Consider the following 20615-nt stretch of genomic DNA (forward strand, 5'->3'; position numbering starts at 1 on the left):
GGGTTTTTGAGGTACCCCCGTCCCATGCGCCTACTCAGACCACCTGGTGTCTACGCACCACTGGAAGACACCGAACTGCTCGCACGGGTGACCCGGGAGGAGCCCCGGACGCGCGGTGCCGACGTACTCGACGTCGGCACCGGCACGGGCGCGCTCGCCCTGGCGGCCGCCGAATGCGGTGCCGCGAGTGTTACGGCGACCGACCTGTCGCGCAGAGCCGTCCTCGCCGCCCGGCTCAATGCCCGGTTGCGAGGACATCCGATCCGTGTCCACCGCGGCGACCTGCTGAGCTCGCTGGCGGGGCGGAGCTTCGATCTGATCCTTTCCAACCCACCGTACGTCGCATCGCCCGGTGACGTTCCGGTGAAGAGCGCCGACCTGGCCTGGTGGGCCGGTGCGGACGGCCGGGCCGTGCTGGACCGGCTGTGCGCACAGGCGCCGCCCCTCCTCAGGGAGGGCGGCGTGATCCTTCTGGTGCAGTCGGCGCTGTCGGGGGTAGAGGCCACCGTGGACGCCCTGACCGCCCAGGGGCTGCGGGCCGAGCCCGTCGCCCGCGAGACGGTGCCCTACGGCCCCGTGATGCGGCGGCACGCGGCCTGGCTGGAGGCCCGGGGCCTGGTGGACCCGGGTGAGACGAAAGAGGAGCTGGTGGTCATCCGTGCCCGGAGAGACTGAGAGTGCCCGAACGGCGGAGGGTACCCGAACGGCGGACGTACGCCCTGCCCGGCGGGTCGTCGTCGACCCCGAGGGGCCGGTGCTTGTCGAGGGTCCGGTCGAGATCACGCTGGCGGACGGCACGACCGTCCGCTCGGACCGGTTCATGGTGGCCGTCTGCACGTGTCGGCGCAGCCGCCGCTACCCCTGGTGCGACACGAGCCACCGCCGCAGAACGGTTGCACGGCCCGCGCCGGGGTACCCGGCGGATTCCGGCGAACGGACCGTCAGATCGCGATCGGGAGGGACGATGACGACCGCACGGCAGATCATGTCCAAGGGCACGGAGTGCGTGGGTGAGCAGGAGACCCTCGCGGACGCCGCACGGATGATGACGCGGCTCGGCGTGGGCGCCCTGCCGGTCTGCGGCACCGACGAGAGGCTCATGGGCATGCTGACCGACCGCGACATCGTGGTGAAGGCGCTCGGCGCCGGCAAGGACCCGAACAGCACCCGTGCCGCCGAACTCGCCCAGGGCGAAGTGGTGTGCGCACAGGCCGACGACAGTGTCGAGCAGGTGCTCGGCACGATGACGCGGCACAAGGTGCGCAGGCTGCCGGTGATCGACGACCACAAGCTGGTCGGCATGATCGCCCAGGCCGACGTCGCCAGGGCGCTGCCCGAACCCCAGGTCGGTGAGCTCCTGGAGGCGCTGTCCACCGAATGACCACGGGCGGCACACTTGGCGACATTCTGGTGGGGACCTGCTCGTGGACCGGCCCCCGTCGGATACCAGCCGCTGGTTTCCAGCGGCTGGTATCCGACGGGGGCCCGCGGAGCCGAGGGGCGGCTGCGGCACTACGCCTCCCGGTTCCCCGTGGTGGAGGCGGACAGCACGGTCTACGCGCTGCCCTCCGAGCGCGTCAGCGCCCTGTGGGCCGAACGCACCCCGGAGGGCTTCGTCTTCGACGTGAAGGCGTTCGCGCTCCTCACCGGGCACGGGGCCCGGGTGGGCGCGCTTCCGGCCGATCTGCGGCCACCGGGCCTCCACCCGGGGGCTTGGGTACGCAAGTCCCAGCTGTCCGCGGACGCGGTGACGGAACTGTGGCAGCGGTTCACGGCCGGCGTCGCGCCTCTGCGCGGCGCCGGCCGGCTGGGCACCGTGCTGTTCCAGTTCTCTCCCTGGTTCCGTCCCGGCGCCCGTGCGCGGGAGTACATCGAGGAGTGCCAGGAGCGCGCCGGAACGCCGATCGCGGTGGAGTTCCGGCATCCGGGCTGGCTCACCCCGGACCGTGTCGCCGAGACGGCGGGCTTCCTGCGGGAGCGGCAGATACCGCTGGTGGCCGTCGACACGCTCCAGGGACTGCCCGATTCGGTGCCGCCCGTCGCGGAGGTGACGGCGCCCGGGCTCGCCGTCGTACGGTTCCACGGACGCAACCCGCAGTGGGGCACCGGCAGCAAGGAGGACCGCTTCCGGCACCACTACACGAGGACCGCTTCCGGCACCACTACACCCGGGACGAACTGAAGGGCTGGGTGCCGCGCGTCCGCGCGCTCGCGGAACGCTCGGAACAGGTGCACGTGTTGTTCAACAACTGCTGTGCGCAGGCGTCGGTGCAGGCGGCCGGGACGATGTCCCAGTTGCTGGCCGGCCGGCCGGACGGGCACGACGACGGTGATCGGGTGCGGGAAGCCCTTCCAGATTCCTGAAACGCGTTCTAGTGTGTGCGCGCCGTCGTAGGGATCGCGACACCCTGGAGGGGCCGTGCACCTCGCATACACGCCTGAGCAGACGCGATTGCGCGCCGAACTGCGTGCGTACTTCGCCGAGCTGGTACCCGGTAACGCGTACGCCCGTTACGCCGAACCGGCGGCGCAGAAGCGCTTCTACCGCGCCACCGTCCGCCGCCTCGGCGCGGACGGCTGGCTGGGCGTCGGATGGCCCGAGGAGTACGGCGGACGAGGGCTCTCCCCCATGGAGCAGTTCATCTTCTTCGACGAGGCCGCTCAGGCCGGTGTGCCGCTGCCGCTGATGGCGCTCAACACCGTCGGGCCGACCATCATGCAGTTCGGTACGGACGAACAGAAGGCGTACTTCCTCCCCAAGATCCTGGCCGGTGAGATCGACTTCGCGATCGGCTACAGCGAGCCCGACGCCGGCACCGACCTCGCCGCCCTGAAGACCCGTGCCGTGCGGGAAGGCGACACGTACGTCGTCAACGGGCAGAAGATCTGGACCACCAACGGGGACACCGCCGACTGGGTCTGGCTCGCCGTCCGCACCGACCCCGACGCGCCGCCCCACAAGGGCATCACCATGCTGCTCGTCCCGACGAGCGACCCCGGCTACTCCTGCACTCTCATCAACACCCTCGCCTCGCACGACACCACCGCCAGCTACTACGAGAACATCCGCGTTCCCGTGTCCCGTCGCGTCGGTGACGAGAACAAGGGGTGGCGGCTCATCACCAACCAGCTCAACCACGAGCGCGTCACCCTCGCCGCGCACGGCACCATGGCCATCCGCGCGCTGCGCAACGTCCAGCGCTGGGCCGCCGGCACGAAGCTCGCAGACGGGCGCCGCGTCATCGATCTCGGCTGGGTGCGCGGTCGCCTCGCGAGGACCCACGCCAGGCTCGACGCGATGAAGCTCCTCAACTGGCAGATGGTGTCCGCCCTCCAAAACTCCACGCTCACCCCCCAGGACGCCTCCGCCGTGAAGGTCTACGGCTCCGAGACGCGCCGCGACGCCTACGCCTGGCTGATGGAAGTCGTCGGCGCGGCAGGCCCGTTGAAGGAGGGGTCGGCGGGCGCCGTCCTGCACGGCGAACTGGAACGCGGCTACCGCAGCGCCGTCATCTTCACCTTCGGCGGCGGGAACAACGAGATCCAGCGCGAGATCATCTCCTGGATCGGCCTGGGCATGCCGCGCGTACGCCGCTGACGGCATGTGACGAGTCCCGCCGTGCTTCTGCCCGGCGTTCCTTCGGGCGAAGGGTTTCGGAAAACCGGTTGCCCGCACGCACCGGCGCCGGCGTTGGCGTCGGCGTCGGCGTCGGTGCGTGCGCCGGGTCACCCGGCCAGGGAGTCGAGGGTGGCCCGCACGTCCGTGGCGCGAGGCTGGTTGTGGGGCAGCTTGGCCAGGACGCGGGCCATGCCGCAGGTGTCGGTGAGCGCGGAGAAGACCAGCCCTCCGGCGACGCCTGCGGACAGCGCGCGTGCGGCCGGCCGGCGCTTACCGATGAGCAGTCCTGCCAGGACCAGGGCTCCTGCGGTGAAGCGGACCTGACGTTCCATCGCCCAGGTCGTGCGGGCGCCGTCGGGGCGGTGGACGTCGTGGCCGAGCCGCGCCCAGGCGGTGGTGCCGCCGGTGAGGGTGGCGGCCGCGATGCCGTGTTCGGCGAGCACCGCGCAGGCTTGGGCGGAGCGGGCGCCGGAGGCGCACACCACGAGGAGATCGCCCCGGGCGGCCACCTTCCTGAGCGTGGGCAGGGCGGCGTCGAGGTGGTCGAGGGGGAGGTTGTGGGCGCCGGGCAGATGGCCGGAGGCGTACTCGCCGGGCGTGCGCACGTCGATGACGGTCAGCTCGTGCAGCCTGGCGCGGGCCCGGTCGGGGGCGATGGCAGTGGTGCTCACTGGAGATTCCTCTTCATTTCGGGATGCGCCCCCCGGGGTAGGATACCCGCAGGGGTATATCGAAGGAGTAACTGTGGAACTGGCGATGGCGGCCGAGGAACTCAAGACGGTGGTCAACAGGCTGCGCCGGGCGCAGGGCCAGATCGCCGGAGTGATCAAAATGATCGAGGAGGGCCGGGACTGCGAGGACGTGGTCACGCAGCTCGCCGCGGCCTCCCGTGCCCTGGACAAGGCGGGTTTCGCGATCATCGCCACCGGTCTCCAGCACTGTCTGACCGACGCGGACATGGCCGCCAGTGGCGATCGCGAGCAGATGCGGGCTCGCCTGGAGAAGCTTTTCCTGTCCCTGGCATAGACCCGACTCACCGGCGTAGACCCGCCTCACCGGCGTAGACCCAACCCACTGGCGTGGACCCGACCCGCCGGAGCGCGGCGGGGTCACGCCATCGTGTCGATGAGCATGAAGGCCGCCACACCCAGCAGCATCGCCGCGAAGGCGCGCCGCAGAAGAGGGCCCGAGACCTTGGATGCCAGGCGCTTCCCGTCCCAGGCACCCAGAATCGCGGCCCCGGCGAACGGTGCGATCACCGCCCAGTCCAGGCCCGCGGTAGTGGCGCCGCGAGTGGCCAGGGAGGCGAGCGAGTTGGCGGAGATGACCAGCAGGCTGGTGCCGACCGCGACCTGCATCTCGAAGGCCAGCACAGTGACCAGGGCCGGTACGACGAGAAATCCACCGCCCACACCCAGCAGCCCGGTCAGCGCGCCCAGCCCCGCACCGGTCCGGGCCGCCCTGGCCGGCCGCCGGGCATCGGCTCCTCCGCCGACCGCCGCCCGGGCGGGGCGCAGCATCATGACGGCGGCCAGCCCGGCCACTCCGGCGAACGCGACGGTCAGCACCGGTTGGGGCAGCCGGGAGGCCGCAGCCCCGGCCGCCGCCGCGGGCAGGGCTCCGGCCGCCGCGAACAGTGCCCCCGCCTTCCACCGCACATGGCCGCTGCGGGCGTGACCGTACAGGGCCGTCAGCGAGGTGGCTGTGATGATCAGGAGGCTGGCGGTGGTCGCGGCCGCCGGGGTGAAGCCGAGCAGGTAGATCAAGACAGGGACCGCGAGGACGCTCCCACCACCGCCCAGCGCGCCCAGCGCCAGACCGACCAGGGCCCCCGCCGTGAGCGCCAGGACGAGGAGGCTCACGCTATGAGACCTTCATCGCCGTCGTCCTCGGCCACGGGCGCGGCGACGGGCAGCCCGGCGTCGCTCGCGGAGTCGAAGCCGTCGTCGACGGCGACGACGGTCCGGTCGGCGGCGTCCAGGAGCGAGGCGGCGATCGCCGCGCGCATGCCGCCCGCGCAGTGCACCCAGACCTCGCCGGGAGGTACCTCGCCGAGGCGGCCGTGCAGCTCGTGTATGGGAATGTGCACGGAACCGTCGATGTACCCACCGGAGCGCTCCGAGTCGCGGCGGACGTCCAGCACCACCGTGTCCTTCCCGCGTGCGCGGGCGGCGCCCAGATCGGCGAAGGTGGCGCGCCGGAAAGACCGCAGTTCCTCCCCTCCGGCCACCCAGTCCTGCGGATCTCCGGTGGCCGCAGCGGCCGGGCGGTCGATGCCGACCCGGGCCAGTTCCCGCTGTGCGTCAGCGACCTGTCCCTGCGTGTCACTCAGAAGTGTGACGGGTTTGCCCCACGGGATCAGCCACGCCAGGTAGGTGGCCGGCTTGCCCTCGCCCTCGAAGTTGAACGCCCCCGCGACGTGCCCCTCGGCGAACGCCACGCGGCTGCGCAGGTCCACCACCCATTCCCCGGCCGCCAGGCGCTGAGCGATCTGAGCGGCGTCCGCCTGACGCGGCGGGGTGAGATCCACGGGGGCGGGACCGGCGGCATTGGCCGGGCCCATGTGCGCGTAGTAGGCCGGTACGTCGTCCAGACCGGCCAGCACCTCGGCGACGAACGTGTCCACGTCGCGGGTCAGCGCCTCGTTGTTCCGCCGTTCGGCGCCGATCGTGCTGGCCTCCCCGCCGGCCTGGGACGAGGAGCAGAAACTGCCGAAGCCGTGAGTGGGCAGCACGGCCACCTCGTCGTCGAGCTCGGCGGCCAGACGGTGGGCCGAGGCGTGCTGGGCGCGGGCCAGCCCCCCGGTCAGCCGGGGCTCCACCAGATCGGGCCGTCCGACCGTGCCGATGAGCAGGGAGCCGCCGGTGAAGGCCGCCACCCCCCGGCCGTCCTCTTCCAGGACGTAGGACATGTGATGCGGGGTGTGGCCAGGGGTTGCCAGCGCCCGCAGCGTCAGGCCCTGGTCGACCGCGACGCTGTCCCCGTCGGCGACCGGCTTACGGGCGAAGGACACGGCAGCGCCGGCCGGGACCAGATAGCGGGCCCCGCTCACGCGGGCCAGTTCCAGTCCGCCGCTGATGTAGTCGTTGTGGAGGTGGGTCTCCACCACGTACGCGATCCGCACGCCCCGTCGGGCCGCGGCCGCGATCACCTGATCGATGTCCCGCGGCGGATCGACCACGACCGCGCTGCCGGACCCGCCGGTCAGATAACTGCGGTTGCCCAGGCCTTCCAGCTTCAAGGTCTCGACGAAGAACACGACTGTGGCTCCTTCCGAAATTTACCCCCCGGGGTATCTGACCTCCACCCTAGCAGGGATACCCGGGGGGGTATCCTCTCGGCCATTTGGCTCCGGTATATGACTGCTTCCACCGCTGCGGGTACCCGGTTGCGCACGGATTGCCCGTCGAGGGGGACCTATGGATGCGGAGCGGGGCCGTGCGGCCTCTCGTCACGTTCTGTCCGGGTGTCCCACCGTGCGTTGAGGGGCGCGCACCTCGCTCGAAACCAGCGAACGACCGTACGCACAAGTCGGAGGAACGCATGCGCAGGGCAAGCGGCACGACCGCTCCACGCCGGCAGACGAAGAGCTCGCCGCTCTGGACGCCCACTGGAGGGCCGCCAACTACCTGTCCGCCGGGCAGATCTATCTCATGGGCAATCCGCTGCTCACCCAGCCGTTGGCACCCGAGCACATCAAGCCGCGCCTTCTGGGGCACTGGGGGACGTCCCCCGGCCTCAACCTCGTGCACACGCACATGAACCGGGTCGTCAAGCAGCGGGACATCTCCGCGCTCTGCGTCTGGGGCCCGGGCCACGGCGGCCCCGCCGTGCTGGCCAACGCCTGGCTGGAGGGCAGTTACAGCGAAACCTACCTCGACGTCAGCCGGGACGAAGCCGGTATGGAGCGGCTGTTCCGGCAGTTTTCCTTCCCCGGAGGGGTCCCCAGCCACGGCGCACCCGAGACCCCCGGTTCCATCCACGAGGGCGGCGAACTGGGCTACGCGCTGTCCCACGCCTACGGCGCCGCACTCGACAACCCCGAACTGCTGGTCACCTGCGTCATCGGTGACGGCGAGGCCGAGACCGGGCCGCTCGCCGCGTCGTGGCACTCCAACAAATTCCTCGACCCCGTGCACGACGGCGCCGTACTGCCGGTCCTGCACCTCAACGGCTACAAGATCGCAAACCCGACCGTGCTCGCCCGCCTCCCCGAGGCGGAACTCGACGAGCTGCTGCGCGGATACGGACACGAGCCCCTGCACGTCACCGGCGACGACCCCCGCCACGTGCACCGTGCCATGGCGGCCGCCATGGACACCGCCGTCGACAGCATCGCCAGGATCCAGCAGGACGCACGCACCGGCGGCTCGACCGAGCGCCCGCGCTGGCCCGTGATCGTCCTGCGGACGCCGAAGGGCTGGACCGGCCCCGCCGAGGTCGACGGACTGCCGGTCGAAGGCACCTGGCGCGCGCACCAGGTCCCGCTCGCGGGAGTGCGTGACAACCCCGCCCACCTCGCGCAGCTGGAGGCATGGCTGCGCTCGTACCACCCCGAGGAACTCTTCGACGAGCACGGCCGGCCCCGGCCCGAGGTCCTGGCCTGCGTACCGGAAGCGACCGCCGGCTCGGCGCGACCCCGCACGCCAACGGCGGCCTGCTCCTGCGGGAGCTGCCCGTCGCACCGCTCGAACGGTTAGCCGTACCCGTCGACAAGCCGGGCGCCACACAGCACGAGCCCACCCGGATCCTCGGCGATCTGCTGGAAAGTGTCATGGCGGCCACAGCCGACCGCCGGGACTTTCGCCTCGTCGGACCGGACGAAACAGCGTCGAACCGCCTCCAGGCGGTGTACGAAGCGAGCGGCAAGGCATTGCAGGCCGGGACGCTGGACATCGACGAGCACCCGGACCGGCACGGCCGCGTGATGGAGATCCTCTCCGAGCACACCTGCCAGGGATGGCTGGAGGGCTACCTCCTCACCGGCCGCCACGGGCTGTTCTCCTGCTACGAGGCCTTCGTCCACATCGTCGACTCGATGGTCAACCAGCACATCAAGTGGCTCAGGACGTCCCGGGCACTGCCCTGGCGCGCCCCCGTCGCCTCCCTCAACTACCTGCTGACCTCCCACGTCTGGCGCCAGGACCACAACGGCTTCTCGCACCAGGACCCGGGCTTCGTCGACCACGTCCTCAACAAGAGCCCCGAAGTCGTCCGCGTCTACCTGCCGCCGGACGCCAACACCCTGCTGTCGGTCGCCGACCACGCACTGCGCAGCCGCGACTACGTCAACGTGATCATCGCCGGCAAGCAGCCCTGCTTCGACTGGCTGTCGCTGGAGGAGGCCCGGCTCCACTGCGCGCGCGGCGCCGGCGTCTGGGAATGGGCGGGCACCGAAACCGCGGGCCGTGAGCCGGACGTGGTACTGGCATGCGCGGGCGACGTCCCCACTCAGGAGGTACTCGCGGCGGCCGGCCTGCTGCGCCGCCAGCTGCCCGACCTTGCCGTACGCGTCGTCAACGTCGTCGACCTGGCCCGCCTCATGCCCCACGAGGAGCACCCGCACGGCATGGCCGACCCGGAGTACGACGCGCTGTTCACCACCGACAAACCGGTGATCTTCGCGTACCACGGCTACCCCTGGCTGATCCACCGGCTCGCCTACCGCCGCACCGGTCACGCTCACCTGCATGTACGCGGCTACAAGGAGATGGGCACCACCACCACGCCCTTCGACATGGTCGTGCGCAACGACCTCGACCGCTACCGCCTCGTCATGGACGTCATCGACCGCAGCCCGGGACTCGGCGTGCGCGCGGTGGGCGTACGGCAGGCCATGGCGGACGCCCGTACACGCCACCACGCCTGGATCCGCGAGCACGGGACAGACATGCCGGAGATCGCCGACTGGACCTGGGACGGGTGAACCGCGTCCTGGCGGTCGTGTCCCGCACGGGCACGCGGCACAGCTCGGCAGCATGAGCGAGGAGCCCCGACACCCCCCGTCCGGGGGGTGTCGGCCGACCGAGCAGGAAGTACGGGCGCGCTTCAGGTTGCGGCGCCTTGGCCCGGCGAGACCCTGGAAGTGCCCGCACGGGCGGCGCGGACCGGGCCGACAGGCCCTTCGGGGGGACCGACCGGCCCACGCGCCCGCCCCTTTCGCGCGCCACGCTGGGGAGCGACGCAGCTGACAGGGAGAGGTGCGACGACATGAAGGCTCTTGTATTCCAAGGCCCGGGAAAGACGTCCTGGCAGGAGGTTCCGGATCCGGGCATCAAGGATGCCTCCGACGCCGTCGTGCGCGTCGACTCCGTGACCATCTGCGGCACCGACCTGCACATCATCAAAGGCGATGTGCCGGAGGTCGCGCCGGGCACGGTGCTGGGGCACGAGGCCGTGGGCGAAGTCGTCGAGGTCGGCAGCGAGGTCCGTACCGTGCGACCGGGCGACCGCGTCCTCGTCTCGTGCATCTCGGCGTGCGGACGCTGCCGCTTCTGCCGCGAGAACCACTACGGCCAGTGTCGCGAAGGCGGCGGCTGGGTGCTGGGCCACCTCATCGACGGGACGCAGGCCGAATTCGTCCGCGTGCCCTTCGCCGACCTGTCGGTGCACCCTCTGCCCGGCTCCGTCGAAAGTGACGACGCGGTCCTGCTGGCCGACATCTTCCCCACCGCGTACGAGGTGGGCGTCCTCAACGGGAGGGTGAGCCCCGGTGACACCGTCGTGGTGGTCGGCGCCGGGCCGATCGGCCTCGCCACTGTCGCCGCCGCCCGGCTCTACACACCCGGGAAGATCATCGCCGTCGATCTTGCCGAGTCCCGGCTGGCCGCCGCACGTTCCGTCGGCGCCGACGCCACAGTCGGAGCGGGAGAGGAACCGGAAGAGCTGGTCAGCGATCTCACCGACGGACTCGGAGCGGATGTCGTCGTCGAAGCCGTCGGCGTGCCCGAGGCATTCGAGACGTGCACCCGCATGGTGCGCCCGGGTGGCAGGGTCGCCAACGTCGGCGTCCACGGCAAGCCCGCCTCCCTCCATCTCGAAGACCTGTGGATCAAGGACGTGACCATCACGACCGGGCTGGTGGACACGTACTCGACACCGCTGCTGCTGCGCATGATGGCGGCCGGCCGCCTGCCCTCCGCCGAACTGGTAACCCACCACTTCAAACTGGAGCAGATGGAGGAGGCGTACGACGTCTTCTCGCGGGCCGCGGACACCGGCGCGCTCAAGGTCGTACTGGGCGGTCCCCGGCACGACGTCGTCACGCTGCCCGCTTGACCGTCGCGACAGCCACCACAGCATCGCCGCCGCCGAATGGGCGGGCCGGGGTCCCAACGCGTAATCCGGCTGCCTTCGGCGGTTGAACAAGGCGGCGCCGCACCCCAGGTGCAGTCCCCGGGTTATGGACCACTCCGGGTCGCCGGCGTCGCCGCCGCCTCACGCGCGCGGCACGGTGCCCGGTTCGGTCCCGCCCATGTCCAGCCGGAACGGCGGGTAGTCATCCGTCATGAGGCCCGCGTACGCCGAGACCCGCAGGACCCAGCGGTTGAGTCCCATGATCAGGTCGTACAGGTCTCTCGGGTACTTCGTGGTGAAGGCGAGGATGACGGCGGCGATGAGGGCCAGTACGCAGATGAGTCCGGCGGACCACCAGCCGCCCTGGGCGCCGCCCATGAAGAAGCCGATCACGATGTAGTGCGGGATGGCGAAGAGCCACCATTTGACCAGGACGAGCCCTCGTGACAGCCGCTGCGGGTAGACGATGTCCAGCCGTGCGGGGTAATCGGGGACCTCTGCGAGAGTGAAGGGCGGGTACCGGTCCGTTGCCAGGGCGCCGTACGAGTAATACGACACGCGCCATGTCCAGCGCAGCACCCCTAGGTTGAAGTCGAACAACGCGCGAGGGTATCGCTCGGTGAACAGGATCGCGAAGAAGGCGACCACACTCACCAGGAAAAACGCTGTCCACAGGAAGAACAGCACGATGTAGTGCGGGATCGCGAGAATCCATTTCACGAGCCAAAGCCACTGCGACAGGGGCGTGTCCAGCTTCCCCTCGACTCGAACAGGACGGTAGACGGCGGGAGGCGTCGTCATGAGAGTCAGCTCCTTCGCGTGGTCAGGGACGGGCCCTGTGGGTTCAGTCGCGTTCGGTTTCCCTCGGTGGTCCAGACGCCCGGCCGGCCCCGTATCGACGCTCTGGTGGACTCCGGCGCGCCCATCGACGTGTACGCCGTCGGTACACGTCGATGGGCGCGCCGACAGGTCTTCCGCACCCCTGGGGGCCTCGATCGCGATCGCGCTGTGGGACGAGGACCAGCCTCTTGCGGCCGAACCTCTGCTGCGCACGGTGATGCGAGGTGGCTCCCGGTGTGGCCGGCGGTGACGGGGCCGCGGTGCGTGCGGTCGCCTGCCCTTCGCGACTCCGTACGGACACCACGGGCCGTTCGGCGGCGGCCATCAAGCTGGGGCGCGGCGCCGGACGCATCAGCGACAACACACTGGTGCCGCCGGTGGTTCGCTGATGAGCCGTGAACCGCAGTGCCGACCACCAGTCCTGGTCACACGGCATGTGACGAGGGCGTGCGGGACGCCCGGCCACGGGCGGGCGCCGGTCGGGCCGGGAAGCTCCCCGGCCCGGCCGGCTTCACTCAACAGCCACCGCACGCACGCGTCACGTGTGACGGCGGCTGCCGGCCCGGCTGCCTAGTCGCGGAGGTAGAACTCGTCCCTGCGGACCACGCACAGCCCCCAGATGACGAAGGTGTACATCGCGATGGCCAGGATCGACCACACCGGGTAGTACGGCAGCGACAGGAAGTTGGCGATGATGAGCAGTCCGGACAGACCCACGCCCACGACGCGCGCCCAGACGGCGGCTTTGAACAGGCCCGCGCTGACGCAGATCGCCAGTGCACCGAAGATCAGGTGGATCCAGCCCCAGCTCGTGAGGTCGAACTGGAAGACGTAATTCGGCGTGCTGACGAACACGTCGTCCTCGGCGATGGCCATGATGCCGCGCAGGACATCGAGGATTCCCACGACGAGCAGGAGGACGGCGGCGAATATCACCAGCCCGCTGCCCTTGCCTGTCGGTGTATCGGTGCGGTTTTCACGGATGGAGGTCATGATGCCTCGATTCGGGTTCGCTCACGGCGGCGCGCACTGCGTTCGGGGCGCACCGCCGCGGGCGGCTTCTTCCTGGGGGAGCGTTTCACTTGCCGAGTCGCCGTCATGGGGCTCCGGTGCGTTTCCGGCGACCCCTTGCGGGCCGCGGCGCTGTCTCCAGCAAAGCGCACATCACCGGGGGCGGCACCCCCGGCCGTGAGCGAGCCGCGACGTGGGCCCGGCAGGTCGGGGGTGTCCCGCCGTGGCGTGGGGGCCCGAAAGTGCGTTCACGGTGCCGCGGTGGTGCAATTGAACGGTGCCCTCCTGGCGCCCCGGGCCCATCGTCGCCAGCGGCTTCTCAGGGCGACCCTGTGGGCGGCCCCGACGGAGCCGGGGGAGCCGACGGAGCCCTTGCCGCTTGTCGTCGGCTCTCTCCGCAGCCGCTCCTCCCGGCGGGTGCCGAGCGGCCACCGCCTGTCAGCCTTCATCTGTGCCCGTTGCGTCGTGAGACCGAGAGGCACCGACTTCGAGAAGGTGATCGTCCATGTGCCGGTGGCTCGCCTATTCGGGGACCCCACAGATCCTGGAAACGATCCTCTACAAGCCCGCGCACTCACTGATCGACCAGAGCTTGCACTCCCGCCTCGGCGTGGAGACGACCAATGGCGACGGATTCGGCATCGGCTGGTACGCCCAGGACTCGGACGTCAGTACCCCCGCCGTGGTCCGTGACACCGGACCGGCGTGGAACAACCGCAATCTGCGTGAGATCGCCTCGCACGTCAGGTCCCCCCTGTTCTTCGCCCACATCCGCGCGTCGACGGGCACGGCCGTACAGCAGACGAACAGCCACCCCTTCCGGCACGACCGCTGGATGTGGATGCACAACGGAGCCATCGCGGGCTTCCCTCTGCTGCGCAGGGAACTCTGCCTGGCCGTGGCCCCTTCGCTGTTCGCCGAGATCGAGGGCTCCACGGACTCCGAGGTGATGTTCTTCCTGGCGCTCACCTTCGGGCTGGAGGACGACCCTCCCGGTGCGGTGGCCCGCATGGCCGGGCTGGTTGAGCGCACCGGCCGCGCACACGGCATCGCCGCCCCGCTCCAGATGACCATCGCCGCGACCGACGGATCGGACGTCTGGGCGTTCCGTTACGCCAGCGAGGGCGTGGCCCGTTCGCTGTTCTACAGCAGCCGCGTGGACTCACTGCGGGCACTGCACCCGGACGTGTCGTTCCTGCGGGACCTGTCCGAGGAAACACGACTCGTCGTGTCCGAGCCCCTGGGCAGCCTGCCGGGAGCCTGGAACGAAGTACCGGAACACAGCTGTGGCGTCGTGCGGGAGAACGGCGCGGACGAACTGCGCCCGTTCGCGCCGGCCTGACCGCGGTCATCGCGGGCCCCGCAGGCCAGAAAACGGGTAACACATGTGTCCGCATCAGGGTGGTGCGGACACAGCGCGTCCCGGCCGGAAGCGCTGAAAGGCGGCGCAGCGCGACGCACGGCCGCTAGGCTCACACCCCATCGCACGTGCGGGCCTGCGCGCCCATCGCGCCCGAGTCGGGGGACCCATGCGGCTTCGTCACCTTCAGATGGCCACAGCTTCAGCCGCACTCGCTGCCGCGTTCCTCCTCACGCCGGGCGCTCAGCCGCCTGCGGAGGGCGCGCCGGCACCGAAGATCGCCGTGTCCGCCTCGCAGGGCCGCCCCGGCACCGGCCTCACCGTCGCAGCGCTCGATCCGTGTCCGACGGTCAGTGGTTCCACCCAGGAACTCACCGCCTCCTTCACCGACGCGGCCGGAGTGACCACGTACGCGGCGAACCAGCAGGTCAATGCCGACGGCACCTGGAGCCCGGTGCACCTGAGCGTGCCCGCCCCCACCGCGACCCCGCGCAGCACGGCCGTTCCGCCTCCGCTGACGGCCGGCGCCGCCGGGGGCACAGGTGAGATCCGTGCGTACTGCCTGGACAGCGAGTCGGGCGCGCGCGTGGACTACGCACCTGTGCCGTTCACCGTGGCCGGTACGGCCAGACGATTCACCGTGACCCCCGGCTTCACCGGCCCCGGCACCAGCATCACCTTCCGGCCTGTCGACCCCTGTCCGCCGGGCAGCAGGTCGGCCTCTGCGGGCATCTCCCGGCGCCTCGCCGAGAACAAGGTGGAGGCGATCACGTTCAACCTGAAGATGAACACGGCCAACGGCACCTGGTCCCCACTCACCGAGACCATCGGCAGCACCTTTGGCTTCTCCTGGTACTCCGCTTACGTCGTATGCCGGACGACGCCCGACTCCCATGGACCAGGCCCCGTCACGCGATACGCGGCCGTCACGGTCAAGGGACTGCCGGCCACGGGCGGCTCGCTGTACTACTCGCCCTACAACGGGCCGGACATCGCCTACCCGGGCAAGCCGGGCGGCAAGCTCAAGGTCGTCTCACCGGCGACGCGCACCCTGGACGCCAACGCCTGGCAGGTGGCCGGCAAGCGCTGCGACCCTGGGCGCGCGGTTCCCCCGCAGGACGCACTGCGCGGCCAGTACGGCAAGCAGTTGACGACACTGGCGGGCTGGAGCCTGGGCAGGCTGGGGCCGGTCTACTTCCTCAAGTCGAAGTCGGAGTGGAAGCCCCGCATCAACCACATCGTGCTGTTCGACTCCGGCTCGGCGGCCGAGCTGTTCGACAGGGAGGGGTGCGACTCCGACCAGGATTCCGGCCTCCTGACCCACTGGCTCGCGGCGTCCTCGCACAACCGCCTGACCGTGCTGGCGGGCAGAGTGACGGCGAACTGCAACCGGCTGGGCCTCAACTGCAACTACGCCGGTATCCAGAAGCGGCTCTTCCCCGAGATCAAGTCCCATCCGAAGGTGGGCACCCGCAGCATCCGTGAACAGGTCGTCGTCTGCCCGTACAAGAAGATGAACCACCAGGACGTCTGGATCAACTTCCGCGGCGCGATGAACAAGCCGCCGATCACGACGGAAACTTGCCCGCGCGTCGGCGGCGCGCCCCGCGTTCCGGGCTGGCATCCCTGATCTGCTCCCTCCCTGATCCCTCAGCACACGGCGAGAAACTCCCGGCACATGGCGAGAAATGGAGTGAAGGAGACGGACGAGCCGAAAGGCATCTCCGGCGCCCGGGCGCTCAGCTCTTCGTGCCCCAGGCGGTGAGCATGCCCGGCGAGAGCGCGGCGAAGTCGGGGGAGTCCAGTTCGCGGATCGCCGTACCGACCGTCGCGTCGTCGGCCAGCCCCGTGGCCACGATCGCTTCCCGCGAGCGGTCCCATGTCTCGGCCCAGAAACGGCTGATGGGGCTGCCGGGCAGCAGGGGAGGCACATGGATCTCGGCCGCCACGGAGGTGAGGCCCGCCATACGGAGAAGCTGGGGATATCCCGGCACCCACGAGACGTCGGTGCCGATGGTCTCCTCCAGGCCCTGCCACATCGCCCGCATCACACGGGTGTAGGCAGTGGTGGGAGCCGTGGAAGTGGTCAGATCGACCGCGTCGCCGAGGACCAGCACACCACCGGGAGCGACCAGCGAGCAGAGCTTGCTGATCATCTGCTGCCAGGAGCGCAGGTGCATGAGCACGAACCGGGCGTGCACCAGATGGAATTGGCCGGGTGCGAAGTCGGGGGCGGTGATGTCCGCCTCGAGCGTCGTGAGTCCGGGCACGGGGTGGGCCGCGAGGAAGCGGACGTCGCGGTCGACGGCGAGTACGCTCTTAACGCCCGCCCGGCCCAGGAGAAGGCGGGAGACCGTGCCCGTTCCCGCGCCCACGTCCAGGCAGTCCCAGCCCGGTCCCGCGCCCAGCTTCGTCAGCCTGTTCAGGGTGACGTCGTCGTAGGCGAGCGCGCCGAGGTCGATCCGCTCGTCCTCACCCGTCTTCTCCGGTTCGAACACGGCTTCGCCGTAGCGGCCCGCGCGGCGTGCGTCGTCGCCGCCGCCACTTGGATTCCCGTTCATCGCCCCCGATCCTGCCCCCGCCCCTCGCCGCACGCCCGAGGCGCGCCGCGCGAGGGGCCAACCGGTCTACACCGGCTCGTGCTCCACCCGCGTGCGGCCGGCACGGGGAAGACGGCGGGTTACCGTCGGCGGCATGGACGGTGATCGCCGCGGGTGGCGCCAGTGTTTGCTCGGCGGGGCGGTGTTCGCCGTGTGCATGGCCGGCACCACGTTGCCGACCCCGCTCTACGGCCTCTATCAGGAGAAGTTCGGCTTCTCCGAACTGACGGTGACCGTCGTGTACGCCGTCTACGCCTTCGGGGTGATTGGTGTGCTGCTGCTGGCGGGCAACGCCTCGGACGCCGTGGGCAGGCGGCCGGTACTGCTGTGGGGCCTGGCCTTCGCGGCGGCGAGCGCCGTCTGCTTCCTGTGCGCCACCGGACTGGGATGGCTGTACGCCGGGCGACTGCTGTCGGGGCTGTCCGCCGGCCTGTTCACCGGGGCGGCCACGGTGTACGTACTGGAGCTGGCACCGCACGGCGGCGCCTCGCGGGCCACGTTCGTGGCGACCGCCGCCAACATGGGCGGGCTGGGCTGCGGTCCGCTGCTCGCCGGAGTCCTCGCGCAGTACGCCGCCTGGCCGCTGTACCTGCCGTTCGCCGTGCACCTCGTGCTCGTGGCCGGCTCGGGAGGCGTCCTGCTGTGGCTGTCGGAGACCGTAGGGGAGAGGCGGCCGCTGAGCACCGTACGGCCGCAGCGGCCCGGCCTGCCCGCGCAGGTGCGGGCCGTGTTCGGGCCCGCGGCGATCGCGTCGTTCGTGGGGTTCGCGCTGTTCGGGGTGTTCACGTCGGTCAGCCCCGCGTTCCTCGCGCAGTCCCTGGATGTGCACAACCACGCGGTGAGCGGGCTGGTCGTCGCGCTGGCCTTCTTCGCCTCGACCGCGGGGCAGCTGGCGGTCGGCCGGGTCGGCGCGCAACGGTCGCTGCCGCTGGGCTGCGCCGGGCTCTTCGCCGGACTGGCGCTGCTCGCGGGCGCCCTGCGGTGGGACCTGCTGCCCCTGGTGGTGCTCAGCGCGCTGGTCGGCGGGGCCGGCCAGGGGCTGGCGTTTCGCGGCGCGCTGTCCGCGGTGGCCGGGGCGTCTCCCGCTGACCGTCGCGCGTCAGTGGTCTCGACGCTTTTCGTCGTGGCGTACGCGGGCATCTCGGTGCCGGTCATCGGTGTGGGAGTGCTGGCGGACCCGCTCGGCCTGGAGGGTGCGGGGCTGGTGTTCATCGCGTGCATGGCCGTCCTGGTCTCGACCGCGGCCGTGTACCTGCTCCGGCTGCCGGTGCGGGCGAGGACGTGAGGGCGGTCCGGTGGGCCTCGTGCGTCAGCTGCTCGTACCGGCGCGCGCACCGCTGTGGCGGCGCGTGGCGGCACTCGCGTACGCCTCACTGCCTCCTTACGCCCGCGAGCTGTACGGCCGCCCCGCTCCGGCCCCTCGCGCGGTGACCCGCGGGCCCGCCGTAACCGGGACAGCCTGCGCCGTATCCCCTCCCGGGTGCGCCAGCAGCTGCCGCCCGGTCACATTCTGAAGACAACGGCACGCCTCGGCCCCGACGCGCGCCCCGCACCGTACAAACTCCGCAGACAGGCGGCCATACTGGACGGGCCGGGGAGGGCGCAGCGGAGTGACGGGGGCGACAGCACGAGATGGCGGACACCAGGCTGATCCAGGGCCGGTACCGGCTGCTCGATCAGATCGGGCGCGGGGGCATGGGCGAGGTGTGGCGTGCTCACGACGAGTCGTTGGGGCGCAAGGTCGCCGTCAAGTGTCTCAAGCCGGTGGGGCCTCAGCACGACCCGTCCTTCACCGGAGTGCTGCGTGAACGCTTCCGCAGGGAGGCGCGCGTCGCGGCCGCGCTCCAGCACCGCGGCGTCACCGTCGTCCACGACTTCGGCGAGCACGACGGCGTTCTCTACCTCGTCATGGAACTGCTCGACGGGCGCAACCTCAGCCAGCTCCTCGAAGACAACAAGGCCCACCCGCTGGACGTCCCCGACGTCGTCGACATCGCCGAGCAGGTGGCGTGGGCCCTCGCCTACACGCACGAGCAGGGCATCGTCCACCGGGACCTGAAGCCCGCCAACATCATGCGGCTCGCCGACGGCACGGTGAAGATCTGCGACTTCGGCATCGCGCGACTGGGCCACGACATCGGCTTCACCTCCCAGCTCACCGGCACCGGGATCGCCATGGGCACCCCGCACTACATGTCGCCCGAGCAGATCGGCGGCGTCGAGGTCGACCACCGCAGCGACCTCTACTCGCTGGGCTGTGTGCTGTACGAGATCGCCACCGGCGTGCCGCCGTTCGACCTCGACGACGCGTGGGCGGTCCTCGTGGGTCACCGGGACACCCCACCGGAACCCCCGCGCAGTCTTCGCCCGGAGCTTCCCGCGTTCTTCGACCGCGTCGTCCTCGACCTGCTCGCCAAGACCCCCGAGGAACGGCCCGCCGACGCCAGGGAACTGGCGCACCGCCTGACCGCGGGGCGCGCTTCCGGCCCCGCCGCAGTATCCGCTCTCGCAGCGGTGCTGCCGCCCGCCGTGCGCCCCGGCCAGCCCGCGACGCGCGCCCCCCGCCTGCCTTCCTGGACGCGCGGTATGACGACCGGTCACAAGGCGAGCGGCTCGTGGGCCCTGCCGCAGACGCCGCCGGACCACTCGGCAGGACTGACGGGGGAGTGGACCACGGGAGTCGCCCTGCCTGCCGCCGTCGTCCCGGCCGCGCGCCGGCCGGAGCGGCCCACACCGCCGCCCGAGATGCTGGCCGTACTCAACAGCCGGCACAACGCAGGTCTCAGCCTCGGCCGCCTCGGCCGGTGGAACGAGGCCGGCGAGGTCCACCGGGCGGTCGCCGCCGAGCGCGAACACGCCCTGGGCCCCGACCACCCCGACACCCTCGCCAGCCACTACGAGGTCGGATTCACCCTCAGCAGGACGGGGCGCGCCGCCGACGCCCTGCGCGAGTTCGGCCGCGTGGCCGAAGGGCGCGAGCGCACCATGGGGCCCGACCACCCGGAGACCCTCGCCGCACGCCAGGAGATGGCGTACGTACTCGGACAGCTCGGCCGGCACTTCGAGGCGCACCAGGTGTACGCCGCCGTGCTCGCCTCCCGGGAACGCACGATGGGAACCGACCACCCCGACACGCTGCGGTGCCGGCACAACCTGGCGTTCAACCTCAGCAGACTGGGCCGCCTGGAGGACTCGTACCGCATGGCGTACGAAGTCGCCACGGCCCGTGCCCGGGTGCTCGGTGCGGCGCACCCGGACACGCTCGTCACACGGTACGAAGTGGCGTACGCACTCGGGCAGCTCGGGCGCTGGACGGAGGCCCTCCAGACGTACCGGGAGGTCGCCCACGCCCGCGCGCAGGCGCTGGGTCCGGATCATCCCGACACGCTCGCCGCCCGCTACGAGGTCGGTATCAGCCTCGGCCGGCTCGGGCGCAGCGCGGAGGCCCTCGAGCTCTACCGGGCACTCGTCGAGGACCGTACGCGGGTGCAGGGCCCCCTGGATCCCGAGACGCTGCGCGCGCGGCACGGGCTGGGCGTCAACCTCGGACGCCTCGCCCGCTGGGAGGAGGCCCTGGCGGAGGCCCGTGACGTGTGTGCGATCCGCGAACGGGTCCTGGGGCCCGACCACCCCGACACGCTCGTCAGCCGCCGGGAGGTCGCCGTCGGCCTCGGCTGGCTGGGACGCTGGTCCGACGCGCTCACCGTCTACCGTCAGGTCGCGGAGGCCCGTGAACGCGTCCTCGGGGCCGACCACCCGGACGCCCTCGCCAGCCGCAACGACGAGGCCCACTGTCTGGAACAGCTCGGGCGCGGCGCGGAGGCGGTCGAGCTGTACCGGCGGGTGGCGGCGCTCCGGCAGCAGCGCGGAGTCCGGAGCGACTGATCGC

Annotated in this window: 18 protein-coding genes and 3 pseudogenes; 15 read left to right on the forward strand and 6 right to left on the reverse strand. The window is 71.0% G+C overall.

The genetic code is table 11. The features are described 5' to 3' along the window. Positions 1–24 precede the first annotated feature (24 nt). The 6 genes and pseudogenes from AS594_RS31540 (at position 25) to AS594_RS31555 (ending at position 3598) form a co-directional block, all read left to right on the forward strand. Positions 25–675 carry a HemK2/MTQ2 family protein methyltransferase gene (locus tag AS594_RS31540; protein ID WP_069775323.1) on the forward strand — a complete coding sequence of 217 codons (651 nt, stop codon included), beginning with the start codon at positions 25–27 and terminating at the stop codon, positions 673–675. A gap of 79 nt (positions 676–754) precedes the next feature. After that, positions 755–871, forward strand: a pseudogene (locus AS594_RS48005) (CDGSH iron-sulfur domain-containing protein); the annotation flags it as partial. A 93-nt stretch (positions 872–964) separates the two neighbouring features. After that, entirely contained in the window at positions 965–1381 is a 417-nt protein-coding gene (locus tag AS594_RS46405) for a CBS domain-containing protein (RefSeq protein ID WP_069936015.1), read from the forward strand. A 15-nt stretch (positions 1382–1396) separates the two neighbouring features. Continuing rightward, positions 1397–2182, forward strand: coding sequence for a DUF72 domain-containing protein (locus tag AS594_RS31550; RefSeq protein WP_276207441.1), 786 nt, complete (start codon positions 1397–1399; stop codon positions 2180–2182). Beyond that, on the forward strand, positions 2098–2364 hold the full coding sequence (locus tag AS594_RS47320) for a DUF72 domain-containing protein (RefSeq protein ID WP_276207442.1): 267 nt from the start codon (positions 2098–2100) through the stop codon (positions 2362–2364). The genes AS594_RS31550 and AS594_RS47320 overlap by 85 nt, the downstream gene beginning before the upstream one ends. A 55-nt stretch (positions 2365–2419) precedes the next feature. Next, a complete protein-coding gene (locus tag AS594_RS31555; protein WP_069935608.1) occupies positions 2420–3598 on the forward strand; it encodes an acyl-CoA dehydrogenase family protein in 1179 nt (392 codons plus the stop codon). A 128-nt stretch (positions 3599–3726) separates the two neighbouring features. Here AS594_RS31555 and AS594_RS31560 read toward each other — a convergent pair whose 3' ends face one another. Then, complete coding sequence (locus AS594_RS31560; protein ID WP_069935609.1) at positions 3727–4290, reverse strand: rhodanese-like domain-containing protein; 564 nt, start codon at positions 4288–4290, stop codon at positions 3727–3729. A 73-nt stretch (positions 4291–4363) separates the two neighbouring features. On the opposite strand from AS594_RS31560, the gene AS594_RS31565 reads away from it, so the two are divergent. Next, the gene (locus tag AS594_RS31565; RefSeq protein ID WP_018845516.1) at positions 4364–4645 is read left to right on the forward strand and encodes a metal-sensitive transcriptional regulator; all 282 of its coding nucleotides are present in this window, start codon (positions 4364–4366) and stop codon (positions 4643–4645) included. Between the two features lie 83 nt (positions 4646–4728). On the opposite strand, the gene AS594_RS31570 is transcribed toward AS594_RS31565, so the two are convergent. Next, complete coding sequence (locus tag AS594_RS31570) at positions 4729–5481, reverse strand: sulfite exporter TauE/SafE family protein (RefSeq protein WP_069935610.1); 753 nt, start codon at positions 5479–5481, stop codon at positions 4729–4731. Next, positions 5478–6878 carry an MBL fold metallo-hydrolase gene (locus AS594_RS31575; RefSeq protein ID WP_069935611.1) on the reverse strand — a complete coding sequence of 467 codons (1401 nt, stop codon included), beginning with the start codon at positions 6876–6878 and terminating at the stop codon, positions 5478–5480. The genes AS594_RS31570 and AS594_RS31575 overlap by 4 nt, the downstream gene beginning before the upstream one ends. Before the next feature lie 340 nt (positions 6879–7218). Here AS594_RS31575 and AS594_RS31580 point away from each other — a divergent pair. Both AS594_RS31580 and AS594_RS31585 read left to right on the forward strand, forming a co-directional pair. Continuing rightward, positions 7219–9545 (forward strand): annotated as a pseudogene (locus AS594_RS31580) (phosphoketolase family protein). Between the two features lie 284 nt (positions 9546–9829). Beyond that, positions 9830–10897 carry a zinc-dependent alcohol dehydrogenase family protein gene (locus AS594_RS31585; RefSeq protein ID WP_069935612.1) on the forward strand — a complete coding sequence of 356 codons (1068 nt, stop codon included), beginning with the start codon at positions 9830–9832 and terminating at the stop codon, positions 10895–10897. Between the two features lie 159 nt (positions 10898–11056). On the opposite strand, the gene AS594_RS31590 is transcribed toward AS594_RS31585, so the two are convergent. After that, positions 11057–11716, reverse strand: coding sequence for a DUF4389 domain-containing protein (locus AS594_RS31590; RefSeq protein WP_069935613.1), 660 nt, complete (start codon positions 11714–11716; stop codon positions 11057–11059). Between the two features lie 263 nt (positions 11717–11979). On the opposite strand from AS594_RS31590, the gene AS594_RS44820 reads away from it, so the two are divergent. Beyond that, positions 11980–12144 carry a hypothetical protein gene (locus AS594_RS44820; protein WP_167368056.1) on the forward strand — a complete coding sequence of 55 codons (165 nt, stop codon included), beginning with the start codon at positions 11980–11982 and terminating at the stop codon, positions 12142–12144. A 181-nt stretch (positions 12145–12325) separates the two neighbouring features. Here AS594_RS44820 and AS594_RS31595 read toward each other — a convergent pair whose 3' ends face one another. After that, positions 12326–12748: a DUF7144 family membrane protein gene (locus tag AS594_RS31595; RefSeq protein WP_069935614.1), complete on the reverse strand. Its 423-nt coding sequence runs from the start codon at positions 12746–12748 to the stop codon at positions 12326–12328. A 523-nt stretch (positions 12749–13271) separates the two neighbouring features. On the opposite strand from AS594_RS31595, the gene AS594_RS31600 reads away from it, so the two are divergent. Next, complete coding sequence (locus AS594_RS31600; protein ID WP_069935615.1) at positions 13272–14108, forward strand: class II glutamine amidotransferase; 837 nt, start codon at positions 13272–13274, stop codon at positions 14106–14108. Between the two features lie 208 nt (positions 14109–14316). Next, positions 14317–15756 carry a hypothetical protein gene (locus AS594_RS31605; protein ID WP_069935616.1) on the forward strand — a complete coding sequence of 480 codons (1440 nt, stop codon included), beginning with the start codon at positions 14317–14319 and terminating at the stop codon, positions 15754–15756. A 109-nt stretch (positions 15757–15865) separates the two neighbouring features. Here AS594_RS31605 and AS594_RS31610 read toward each other — a convergent pair whose 3' ends face one another. Further along, on the reverse strand, positions 15866–16687 hold the full coding sequence (locus AS594_RS31610) for a class I SAM-dependent methyltransferase (protein ID WP_069935617.1): 822 nt from the start codon (positions 16685–16687) through the stop codon (positions 15866–15868). 133 nt (positions 16688–16820) lie between these two features. Here AS594_RS31610 and AS594_RS31615 point away from each other — a divergent pair, with 133 nt between their 5' ends. From AS594_RS31615 to AS594_RS31620, 3 genes and pseudogenes are all read left to right on the forward strand, one after another. Continuing rightward, entirely contained in the window at positions 16821–18011 is a 1191-nt protein-coding gene (locus AS594_RS31615; RefSeq protein ID WP_069935618.1) for an MFS transporter, read from the forward strand. Between the two features lie 28 nt (positions 18012–18039). Next, positions 18040–18377: pseudogene (locus AS594_RS46410) on the forward strand (oxygenase MpaB family protein); the annotation flags it as partial. Beyond that, entirely contained in the window at positions 18359–20611 is a 2253-nt protein-coding gene (locus AS594_RS31620; protein ID WP_069935619.1) for a serine/threonine-protein kinase, read from the forward strand. The pseudogene AS594_RS46410 and the gene AS594_RS31620, both read left to right, overlap by 19 nt. Positions 20612–20615: the final 4 nt, after the last annotated feature.

This window comes from Streptomyces agglomeratus (assembly GCF_001746415.1).
Lineage (GTDB): Bacteria > Actinomycetota > Actinomycetes > Streptomycetales > Streptomycetaceae > Streptomyces > Streptomyces agglomeratus.